11 protein-coding genes are annotated in these 11,687 nt (G+C 35.2%); 4 read left to right on the top strand and 7 right to left on the bottom strand.

Annotation, left to right across the window (positions count from 1 at the left end):
• Window positions 1–231 (bottom strand): hypothetical protein (locus tag ABDW16_RS12400; protein ID WP_343670106.1); only part of this gene is annotated, 231 nt, incomplete at its 3' end.
• A 110-nt stretch (window positions 232–341) separates the two neighbouring features.
• Window positions 342–1,640, bottom strand: a complete 1,299-nt coding sequence (locus ABDW16_RS12395; protein ID WP_343670105.1) for a thioredoxin family protein — start codon at window positions 1,638–1,640, stop codon at window positions 342–344.
• Between the two features lie 404 nt (window positions 1,641–2,044).
• Here ABDW16_RS12395 and ABDW16_RS12390 point away from each other — a divergent pair, with 404 nt between their 5' ends.
• Window positions 2,045–2,959 carry an alpha/beta hydrolase gene (locus ABDW16_RS12390; RefSeq protein WP_343670103.1) on the top strand — a complete coding sequence of 305 codons (915 nt, stop codon included), beginning with the start codon at window positions 2,045–2,047 and terminating at the stop codon, window positions 2,957–2,959.
• Here ABDW16_RS12390 and ABDW16_RS12385 read toward each other — a convergent pair.
• Both ABDW16_RS12385 and ABDW16_RS12380 read right to left on the bottom strand, forming a co-directional pair.
• Entirely contained in the window at window positions 2,956–4,032 is a 1,077-nt protein-coding gene (locus tag ABDW16_RS12385; protein WP_343670102.1) for an acyltransferase, read from the bottom strand. The two genes, ABDW16_RS12390 and ABDW16_RS12385, sit on opposite strands and share 4 nt — an antisense overlap.
• Window positions 4,033–4,344: 312 nt before the next feature.
• Entirely contained in the window at window positions 4,345–6,915 is a 2,571-nt protein-coding gene (locus ABDW16_RS12380) for a TonB-dependent receptor (protein ID WP_343670100.1), read from the bottom strand.
• Window positions 6,916–7,238: 323 nt separating this feature from the next.
• On the opposite strand from ABDW16_RS12380, the gene ABDW16_RS12375 reads away from it, so the two are divergent.
• Both ABDW16_RS12375 and ABDW16_RS12370 read left to right on the top strand, forming a co-directional pair.
• A complete protein-coding gene (locus ABDW16_RS12375; RefSeq protein WP_343670098.1) occupies window positions 7,239–7,781 on the top strand; it encodes a sigma-70 family RNA polymerase sigma factor in 543 nt (180 codons plus the stop codon).
• 40 nt (window positions 7,782–7,821) lie between these two features.
• On the top strand, window positions 7,822–8,922 hold the full coding sequence (locus tag ABDW16_RS12370) for a FecR domain-containing protein (RefSeq protein WP_343670097.1): 1,101 nt from the start codon (window positions 7,822–7,824) through the stop codon (window positions 8,920–8,922).
• 103 nt (window positions 8,923–9,025) lie between these two features.
• On the opposite strand, the gene ABDW16_RS12365 is transcribed toward ABDW16_RS12370, so the two are convergent.
• The 3 genes from ABDW16_RS12365 to ABDW16_RS12355 form a co-directional block, all read right to left on the bottom strand.
• Window positions 9,026–9,589 (bottom strand): hypothetical protein, encoded by a 564-nt coding sequence (locus tag ABDW16_RS12365; RefSeq protein WP_343670096.1) that lies wholly within the window; start codon window positions 9,587–9,589, stop codon window positions 9,026–9,028.
• Window positions 9,590–9,855: 266 nt separating this feature from the next.
• Window positions 9,856–10,176 carry a LytTR family DNA-binding domain-containing protein gene (locus ABDW16_RS12360; protein WP_343670095.1) on the bottom strand — a complete coding sequence of 107 codons (321 nt, stop codon included), beginning with the start codon at window positions 10,174–10,176 and terminating at the stop codon, window positions 9,856–9,858.
• A gap of 15 nt (window positions 10,177–10,191) precedes the next feature.
• Window positions 10,192–10,509: a hypothetical protein gene (locus ABDW16_RS12355; RefSeq protein WP_343670094.1), complete on the bottom strand. Its 318-nt coding sequence runs from the start codon at window positions 10,507–10,509 to the stop codon at window positions 10,192–10,194.
• A 289-nt stretch (window positions 10,510–10,798) separates the two neighbouring features.
• Between ABDW16_RS12355 and ABDW16_RS12350 the strand changes: the two genes are divergently transcribed.
• Window positions 10,799–11,671: a hypothetical protein gene (locus tag ABDW16_RS12350; protein ID WP_343670093.1), complete on the top strand. Its 873-nt coding sequence runs from the start codon at window positions 10,799–10,801 to the stop codon at window positions 11,669–11,671.
• Window positions 11,672–11,687 lie beyond the last annotated feature (16 nt).

Below are 11,687 nucleotides of genomic sequence, written 5' to 3'. Positions count from 1 at the left end.
CCATTTACCCCCTATTTTTTTGAATATAGCATCTACATGTTTATTAAGCTGTGTATTTGCATTACTTATTGTATAGCTTGCAAATTCACCATCATTGGATAGCATCCCGTTGCTAACTATCGGCCAATTTCGAGCACAAGAAGTATCAATTAATGGAAGGCTTGTCTGCCTACCAAATATGTGTTGGCTCAATAAAATTAAAACAAACAATATACTAATATATTTTATCATAAAATTTTATTTCTATAACACTAGCACTCGAATATAAGTACAATTACTGCAAAACAATGGCAATTCAATTACTCAATACAAAATTCCTACTTAGCTAAAACTTTTATAATCTACTCCTTTTTCCATGTAGGTATTCCTTGTTCCATTTTGGATTTTATATTCAAAAAATATTCATTTGAATGCTTATTATCTTTGGACAAATCTATTGCCTTCTGCTCGTTGAGGATTGCTTCGTTTTTCTTTCCTAATTTATACAATAAGTTTGCTCTTGTATCATAATAATCATAAACTCTAGGATAAGAATCTCCTGTAATCTCAATTACCTTATTTGACCAATCCAAGGCCCTTAATAATGCATCAGAATCATTACATTCAGAAAACATTAACCACGCTCTATTGTTAAGGTCGAATGCTACATTTACAGGTGGATTTGCTAACATTGCTTGATCCACTAAATTTGCGTATTCATTCCAATTTCCGACTTTCTGGTAGAAATATAATTTTTCCGGCGGCAAAATCAAGTCAGCAAATACCTTATTATATTTGTTCTTTATATTGGAATAGAGTGTGTTCCAATCAGGGGATAATGTTACAGCTTTTTTATTATTCCATAATTTACTTGAGACTTCCTCTTTATCAATTATTGCAGCCAAAAACCAATTTATCAATCCTAATTTAGCACTATCAACAAGTTTTGGATGATAATAACAATATTTAAAAAATCTATCTTTAGTACTAATAAGATTATAGTTAGATAATAAAAACTCAATATCTTTTTTACTATTCAACAGTTCTTTATCAGTTAAATGATCTAAATGGTTGATTTTATATCGTGTGCCAATCTGTATAGATAAGTCATCATCTCCAAATTTTTTTGCTAGGTTGGCTAAATCAGGTAAATCCTTTATTTCGATCTTGTTAGCTTTAAATTCTTCAATCCGTCGATAATATTGTTTGGTTGGATCCTGAGCTTCTTCGGCTAAATGCATAAAATTTAAACAATTCATAAACCCCACACCTCTATGAACCATTTCCCCATTGCTTGAGAAAAACAATAAAGTGGGAAATGCCTTTATATCATACTTTTTTATAAAATCTTTAACCATTTCATATCTTGATTCTATTAAAATATCATCTGAGGTTGTACTATCCATTTGAAGTTTTATGGATATATATTGAGAATTCATGTAGTTTCCAACCAAACTGTCTGAATAAACTTGGCTATCCATCATTTTGCATGGGCCACACCATGTTGTATAACAATCTATGAAAACTCCTTTATTTTGTTCTCGAGCCAGAGTTAAAATTTCATTCCAATTACCTTCCTGAAAATAAACCCCTTTATTTTGTGCCATAACGATATGGTTTTCAAGAACTATAAATAGTAAGATTATTATTCCCTTTTTCATACTGTAACAATTTTACAATTATATGTTGCAATGCTTTCTTCATTGTAACATGTAACAGGAATTTATTAATTTTAAGCAGTGATAATATATATCATTTTCTATATGCAAGTATGAAATGAATTCCCCAATCATTTTAGTTTAATTTATTAGTGGCATCAAATTCTCTGGCAGAAGATCAATATGAATTAGAAAAAATTACTACCTTAATTGGGCTAAATAAGAAAAAGACAAGATTTTCTGAACCTCTAATTATCTCTTTTTGAGGCAACAAGAAGCAAGTATGTTCATAAAGGACTTAAGCAGTAAGAGAAGCAACCAAATATAGCTGAAAGATTAATTATAGTAGTAGAATTCCCAAACCGTATTACTTTTATAAAATTCTCAAAAAAACAAAAACATATTTAATGCTAAAATGGTTTACTACTTGTTCTTTGCTAATTGCCACTATATCTGCAAAGGGGCAATTTTTGATACCATTGTATAAGGATAGTATTCTTAATTATAAAGCTACTAATGAGAAGGAAACTATAATTGGTGACCCTAATTGTCCAGATTTCTATATAAAAACTATATTTCCATCATTAGAAATTTATTTTCCTGATAGCAGCTGTAATAAAAAATGTGGTGTATTAATTATCCCCGGAGGTGCATATAAGTTTCTTGCTTATAAAGATGAGGGAAGAAAAGTAGGTATTTGGCTTTCCCAACATGGAATTACTGCCTTTATATTAAAATATCGGTTACCTAACGATTCATTAATGTTAAATAAAACTATTGCCCCTTTTCAGGACGCAGAATCGGCTATTAAAATCATTCGACTTAATAATCTAAAATGGCATATAAATATTAATTCAATCGGGGTTATGGGCTTTTCTGCTGGAGGTCATTTAGCCTCATATTTAGCCACTCAATTTAGCAATCCTAGCATCCCAAATTTAGAAAGAATCAACTTAAGGCCAGATTTTTGTATTTTAATATATCCAGTTATTAGTATGAAGGACTCATTAACACATTTAGGTACAAGAAATAATTTACTCGGAAAAAATCCTTCACTAGAGAATATCGAAAAATATTCTAATGAAAATTATGTTACGAATAACACTCCTCCGACTTATTTGACTCATGCCAAAGATGACAAGCTAGTAACTATTAACAACAGCCTTATTTTTTACCAAGCCTTATTAAAAAATAACGTTGCTGCCGAAATGCATCTTTTCCCAAAAGGTAATCACAGTTTTGTGTTAAAATTAAACGAAGATGAGTGGCTAATTCCCATCATGAAATGGCTGACTAATGGAGGATGGTTAAACAATAACTAAACTTTAAGATTAAACCAATACATTATTTTTTTTTCTATCAATAAATAAAATAAAATTCCTGAGAAAATAGCTATAATGAAGAAAATAATTACACCTAAATCTGGATAAAAATTTAACCCTGCTTTATAGTGAAGTATAATAATCACATATAATACAGGAATATGTAAAAGATAAATTGCATAGGAAGCATCACCTACAAGTAAGAATAATCTGCTGTTCCATAATTTATTTAGTCCGTTATTTGTTTCTAAATAAACACATCCTGCTACAAGAAAAGCACTTGGTATACCCCAAATGATTACTCTCAAAAATCCTTGACCGTGAAGGAGTATATTACCAAACTCAGAAATATTCCCATAACCATTAAATATATTAAAGAGATAACTAATAATGCCCAATATGATAAGCAAATAGCTTATTGAAGCACTTATTTTGAATTTATGATAAATTTGGTAAATTATGATTCCTAATACAAATTCAATCATAATAGGGCTTGTAAAAAAGAAAATTCTTAAATCGTTATGTCTAAAACAAACACCAGAAATAATTAAAGCTCCAAATATTAATATTAAGCACAAGAGCTTTTTTTCGAGTTTAAAGAGAATAGTTCCCAGGAAAATCAAATAAAACCACCATTCAAAACTTAAGGTCCAACCGACTGATAAAATTGGGGAAATTGGATGTGAGCTATCGAATAACGGGAATAATATAACTGTATCACATAATTTATTTATCATTTCCTCCAAAGGAAATGGAGTGTAGTAATAATAAAACACTATTAGTTGAATAAGAGAAGCCAAATAATATATTGGATTTATTCGAAGAAACCTCTTTATTAGAAATTCCTTTGCTTTTGTTAAGCCTATATATTCATTTGCGATATAACTAATAATAAATCCCGATATCACGAAAAAGAGATCAGCGCCAATAGCACCAAAGTTACCCCAGTAGAAAAAAGCGCCTTGCTTTGAAATCGAAAACTTCTCCTGTACATCTATTACATGTGAATATACAACGAGTGAAGCGGCAATGCCACGCAAAAATTGAATACTATTTAGTTTTTTGGGCATCATTAAAGTTAATCTGATAAAGATATCAAATGAAACTGAAGAACAATTTCAGTAATCAAGTAATGTAGATTCCGGATTATAGTAGCGAAACTTGTTGATTCTTCGTCACTTTTGGTGTCAATTAATTTAACAGCACCAATCCCTTGCGTAAAAGATTGAATCTCGTTAGTCTGAATATTTGCAAAAGAAATGAAGAATCACCTTCCTCAAAATACACAATAGAAAAAGAACTCATAATTACTTTCTGGAATTACGTCGTTCACCACTGGTATTATCAAATTCAAAAAATAGCGTTGAATAATCATTCTTTGTTTATTAATTGACTCTACGGAAATCATATATTATATTAACCATCAAATAACGCCCTCTATTATTTATATTAGTTGATGCAATACCATTTGAAGTAAAACTTTGAGAGATAGTTGCTTTATTATCCAACACATTATTTACATATAAGGAAGTAATTAACCTCCTATTCAACGACCAAAAATGAATTCTTGAATCTAAAAGCAAAGAACCATTATTGAACGTCTTATCGTAACTGAAATTCTTTTGACCAGAATATACAAGCTCTACAGAAATACTTTTAGTTATTTTAAAATGATTATAACCATTATAATTTATTGAATGGATATTAATTATGGTATTATTTCCATTAAATACATTTCTATTATAAGAATACATAACACTTGGTGAAGTGCTCCAAAACCCCAATCCAAATTCAAATCCAAATTTCATACTGGCAATAAGTGATGTAACCCTCCATTTTGCCGAATTATAATATTGATCATTTGCAGAATAAGAAACCCCTTCCTCTAAATTAATATTACTTCTCTTGCCAACCTGTTTACTCCATCCACTTTTATTCCCAATTGAATAATTCCCGTTTGTATTCAAAAAATGGGTTTCTTGTTTTACTGTCCCCAGCCCATCTTCAACTAACAGAATACTGGTCGTTATCTTATTCCTTATTGTACCTAAAGAAAAATTTGAGAACAAACTACTTTTACCTTTACTTCCCCTATATTCTATTGTTAATGAATGATTATTAACTGGCTTAAGATCAGGATTGCCTATAAGCGGATTTTGTAAATCCGAATAATCCGGAACAATTGATAATTGATTATAAGTAGGGTAATCATTATTCCCTTTATACAACATCCTAACGAAAGAACTCTTCGAAAATTTATAATCAAATTGCCAAACAGGATAAAATGAAAATCCTCTTTTTTCAGAAGAACCCAACAACATATATGAAAGAATATTCCCACCAATCCAATAATTCAGCTTATCACTATTATACTCATAACTGATCTCCCCCTCCATTTGACGAATAACGAAATGAAAGCTATTACTTAAAGAATCAACAGGCTCCAACTTACCGCCTGTTTCCTCAATTCTGGTCTTATAATCATTACTGGATAATGAATTAAAATAGCCGTACTTGATTTCCAAACTTCTTTTATCTCCTATAGGTTCAATAAATGAAACCGCTATTTTATTTTCATAGGTATCATTATTCCTGTTTATCAACTGATGTATGCTTGAATCCTGGAATTGAGTAGTATCTGTCTGATAGTAGCGAATGCTATTCTTCGAATTCAAATCGGTATTATTTTTTTTCAAATTCCCGGTGTATAAGAAAGCCAGGTTTCTACCCGGCTTTTTGAACGAATGAATATAAGATAAGTCTCCATTCAATGAATTGGCTTTACTTTCAGTACTATTGATTGAATACTGATCTTTTCTTTGGAATCCTGACTGAATATTTGTTATTTCACTATAGCTCTTCCCCTTACCAAGATTCCCATCTAGATGGATAATGAGCTTATTATCCTTATCAGGATTAAATTTCCATTCTGATTTGAAAGTTCCATTTTCGGACTGGCTATTTCCAGTTGAATTTATATTATTATATAAAGTTCCATCACTGGTAATTGTTTCTGTTGAACTATTTGAAATTATCTCTGTATTCTCACTTTTATAATATACACCAGTATTAAACGAAAACTCATCATTATTTTTTTTTCTTAGCCCAATATCGATATTAGAATTATTCGCTTTCCCGGTATATTGTCCCATATTGCTATTTGCCAAGGCTATATGATACTCTTGCTGATCACCAAATCTAAAGGCACTTGCAGCCAAACGATATAGGTTATATTCTCCATACTGTGTCGACAATCTCCCTGCTGTTATATCTTTAATACTTTCACTGGTTCTCAGATTAATAATTTTCTGCGTCTCCCCCCTTGACGTTCCCCTCATTCGGTTAATATCTCCATGGTCATCTATCAATTGTATCTTATTAATAAGAGATGCCGGAATCAAACTTGTCAACGTCTTAATATCACTGACCATAAACTCCTGCCCATTAATCATAATCTTAGATACCTTCTGCCCCATCATACTGATTGTACCATCACTATTCACCTCTAGACCTGGCAATCGCTTCATCAGATCCTCAACCATATCATGCTCTGATAGTATAAAACTGTTCACATCATATTCAACCGTATCTTTCATAAAAGTAACTGGTCGTAAAGTTCCTTTTACGACAAACTCCTTCAACATCTTCATACTAACCCTTAATACCACCTGGAAGTCGAGTCCCCTACCCGGCGAAGAATTTCTCTCCCACGAATCAAAGCCCAAAGAAGTAACCCGCAATCTAAAAACCGGATTTTTCACTCCAACAATCCTGAAAGTTCCATTGTCGGTACTGATACTTCTTAACGTATCACTCGCTGTCATTAATGTCACATTCGCCCCGATAATTACTTGGCCTGTGGAATCTCTAATTGTACCCGTAACTATATAGTCTGATTGCCCGTATAAGCAGAGAGAAGCAAGAAATGAGGATAAGATTAACAAAACAATTTTCATAATTGGGTAAACAGACGTAGACAATGGAGATACTTCTTTTTGAAGTTAAAGTATTAACCCGTCGCAAAAGTTAGGAGGAAACGGATATAGTTACTATTCACCTTTCATTAAAATAAAAGAATAAAGCAATACTTAAGCTATTCATTTAAATAAGTCATCAATCTAAAAACTTCAATTAAACCATATATTCATCCTACCCACTCCTACCACTCATAATAAATTCTCCATCATTAACTTCACATTAACCACTCCCTATTTTTTTATCAATAGATTTGAATCGGTATCAACAATTGTCATGTAACCTATATCAGAGGGGGCTACTTATGTTACACAAATCAGACGAAGAGTTGCTTAGGGAAATTAAAGAGGGCAACGAATCCACTTTCGCAGCGGTGTATAACCACTACAAACCATTATTATTAATGGAAGCCTATTACAAAATCAGGTCTACTGCCGAAGCAGAAGATATGGTACAAGAAATCTTTACTTCGCTTTGGAACCGGAGAAAGGAGATTCCGCTAACTATCCCTCTGAAACATTATCTGTACAAAGCAGTGCACCTCCAATACGCCTATAAGTGCCGTAAAAGTGAGGTAGCCAAAAAATTCATCCAGCACTCCATGTATGTCTCCAAGGAAGGCACAATCACCCATGCATTAGAAAATAAAGAAATATATCACCAAATCAAGGAAGCGATCGCTACAGTAACTGCCCCAGCCACCAGGAGGGCTTTTGAGCTACTGTACATAGAGGATAAAAGCCACAAGGAAATAGCCATAGACATGAATATCCAACCCCAGGTAGTTAAAAACCAGGTAAGCCGGGCGCTTAAAATAATCCGTTCCCACCTCAAAAAAGTAATATGATTATGTTACTTTAGGTTGTAATCCGCAATCTAAAAGCATCATGAATACAGATTATGAACTGATACACCGTTTAACTTTAGAAGAGTTGGCTGAGGTGATCAGTGATGAAGACCTTGTCTACCTCAAAACAACCATTCGGGAAGACCCGGAAGCCTTTAATATTTGGTTCGAAACCAGGAATATCCTAAACGAACCGGATGTAAAAGAATTCCTGGAACGATCTCGCCCGGTAGAAATGATATTTCAAGCAACATTAAAAGGCAAAAAAAGGCCGGGTTCCTGGAAATTTTATTTGTTAAGCATAGCTGCTATCATTATAGTTGGTCTTTGCCTCTTCCATTTTTATTATCCCCCAGTAACCAGGTTCCCGGTCACTAATGACGCCTTTTCTAACAAAGATATTCTCCTGGAGCTCCCCGGTTCAGGTAGTATTAACCTATCTGATAATCATGATTCCGTCAAAGTAAATGATGTCACCATTCATCACAAAGGTGATTCAATGACTTATGCTGCAGCTGTTGCCCCAAGAGGAATGGCCAAATTGACTATACCGAAGGGAAAAGATTACAAAATCACATTAAATGACGGTACTATAATTTGGCTGAATTCCACCACCACACTTCAATTTCCCTTGTCTTTTGAAGGTGATACAAGAGAAATATCACTCAACGGAGAAGCATACATCGAAGTGGCGAAAAGCACCACACCATTTTTCGTAAGATTGCCAGGTACTACCTTACAGGTATTGGGAACTTCATTTAATGTTAATACTTATGATAACAATAAAGTGCAAATAGCACTGGTCAATGGAGCTGTCAAAGTACAAGATAAAATATTGCACCCAGGCCAGCAGCTGATTTATGCACCTAATAGTATGGATATAACCTCATTTGACGAATCAGCTCTCTTAGGTTGGCGTCGGGGTTTATATATTTTTAATAACACTTCTCTTTCGGAAATAATGCAGGTAATACCTCGTTGGTTTGATAAGCAGGTTATTATGGATAATCCTTTAAAGGGGAAATCTAGATTTACGGGGGTAATTTATAAAAATGAGCCTGTAGAGTATTCATTAGACATCCTAAAAGCAACCAACGACTTTGATTATTATATTCAAGGGGATATTATCCATATTAAATAAAGGATACTGATTAGACCAATACATCATTTTAAATATACCAATTACTCTCCTATCAAGTTTACCCCAAAAAGGCGCTTCGCTCAATGCGAAGCGCCTTTTCTACTTACAACTGCACCTCCATCACCGTTTCATTCGCCGGTAGATCCTTCGCCACCGCTCTCACCTTGCCTCCTGCTACCGCACCATTCGCCACCGTCGCCGTATACAACCAATCCAGCCCATTCGCCTCCAGCACCGCATCTCCCTGTTCAATTACATCACCACCCGCTGAATAAATACTCACTTTCACACTCGCCACCTTGAAATCATCCACTGCCCGCACAGTAATTGTAGATCCAACCTGGCCATCATACAGCTCTGTATTAATCTTCGTAATCTCCGGTGCCTTAAACGCATCTCTCACGGCCACATTATAAGCACTCTGATCGCCCTTCACCGCCGCCGCATACAGCGCCTTCAAATTCGGATCGGCCATGGCCGCCCTGCCATAAATGATACTTTGTTTGAATTTAGACTGTACCTTCAGCTGCTCCTCCGTAGACGGCACACTACTTGCACCCCGATGCTTACCCACCTGAATATTGCCGGATTTCCGCCTTGTAATAGTCAAAATTTTACCGATCGACCCTGAACCATCCTTCAGGATCAAATTATCTGATTTTGCCATAAAATTCTTTTTAAAGGGAGTTAAAAAATCAACTTTTTGAAAGGCCTTTGTTCGACGCTAGTTCGTCGCTTCTTCGTCGCTTGTTCGATTAAAAACCATCCAGTGAAATGAAAGGTGCCTCTCCTTCACTCCGGGCACTGCCTGGATGATTGATGCCTTACGACAACAATATTAAAACGACAATCCACATCAAAATGAAAAATCTTTTGAGGAAGCTATAAGTATAGGTTGAGAAGCAATAAAGTGGAGTTAAATAAAACAAACAGTCACATGATAATATGAATCCGGCTGAATAAATTGGGAGCATAAGCTCTTGACAGGGGAATATCCCTGTCAAGAACTTTAACGCTATTCTCTGTCACACTGGTAATATGCTCTAATGCAACAATGTAACTACGATGTACACGGCAAAAGAGTACCACGGGTAGTTGTTCCTCTAGCTGGCTGAGCGTACTACTTACCAGGTAATTACCCTCTCTTGTGATGATCCGGGAACATCCGCCACTGGCCTCTACCAGTATGACGACTCGGCTATTCACCTTCGTGAAAAGCCCCTTACTTTTTCGGACAAACAAGTCTACATACATAAATAAAAGTAGTTTTTAAATCCCTTTCTTCAGAATATAAAGCCGTGCAGCCGTATACTCAGGTTCAAAATCCGGAAAGGCTTTACAGAACTCTCTTAAAGACAATGGATAGTCTTCAGATTTACCCAATACGGCACGTGCTTTACTCAGCTTTCTACATCCGGTTTTGTGGGATTTTCGGGTTAATAATGCGATATCTTCTGGTAATATCGCTGTTACAAGAATGACATTAATAATGTCATTTGAGACATTATGGACATTTGCACCACGTTCCAAATTCGAATAGTTTTCATCATTAAATTTATTTTGGGTTTCATTAACGTGGTATAACAAATATAAAAATTTTTGTTCTTATCACGATCATTTTTAATCATTAAAATTCACAATTATTGATGCTTCAAAAATTGAAACAGCGTACCAGCAAATGGCCACGGCCGAAGAAAAAAGTATTTACTGAATTGAAACACGTAGCACGTGTGGCAAAACTAAATTACACCGGGTGCAGTCGTGACCTCGTCTACATGCAGCCTGATCGCAGTAGATTTTATCATTTCTCAAAAATTATTGGTGGGTATATCCTTTGCTAACCCATTTCCATCTCATCAACCTAAAATGCAATCCCATGACCTTTCCATTTTTACCCCTTCACCACCTCAGAAATAGCATAGAAGATTATCTATCTACCCCCGATGACGATACTGGGCACTTCTATGAGCAAGCCCAGTCCAGTATAGAACATATGCACTATACAATAGCCGACTTCATGTTATCCTCAAAAGATGACGCTGTACTAAAAAGGTACATGCGCACCTGGCAGGAACAGATCAGGCAATTATTCGACCTGGTACCTTTGTCCTGGGTAGAAGACCTGGATATTGATGATCTGCCCGACTTTGACGATCCTGCCTCCCGGCATAAAAACTTATGCTATGAATCCTTCCGTCTCTTAAAAGAAATGCAGGCGCAATACCCTGCTTATTTTGACAAAAGCGGCGCACCTCCACTCATTTATATAGAGATAGAGAAATCAATGCATCATCACCAGGTACTGATCATCGCCCAGTGGATGGACGAAAAAGGCCGACACCTGAAAAAGCTGTGGAACATTTTACATTTCTCTATTCAGCGATTATGGCATCAGGGAGCCAACCGGTTTAGCTACCAGGACCATGATTATACCTGGAACCTGCTGACCCAGCTGATGACCCAGATTAACACACATGGAGACAATTTGAATCAGGATCACCTATATGCCTTGATGTTTTATCTCAACTTCAATGATATCGGCTTCTTTCATCACCTCACATCTACCACCACAAAAGAGATCGCCAGCACCGTCATCCCCAACGAAAAAATTAATATCCTAAAGGATCTCGATAACATGATGGAAGATCTCCTCGTCAGAAATGACCAGGTCCTGGACCCAGGCAATCCGTCCATTAATATCATGTTCCAGCGCTGGCTAAAAGGCCAGCTGGAAGAGCTGCAATCCTGATTCTCAAAACTATATC

Source organism: Chitinophaga sp. (assembly GCF_039596135.1).
Classification (GTDB): Bacteria; Bacteroidota; Bacteroidia; order Chitinophagales; family Chitinophagaceae; genus Chitinophaga.
Note: the sequence above shows the minus strand (reverse complement) of the source record. Positions and strands in the feature narration are given on the sequence as shown.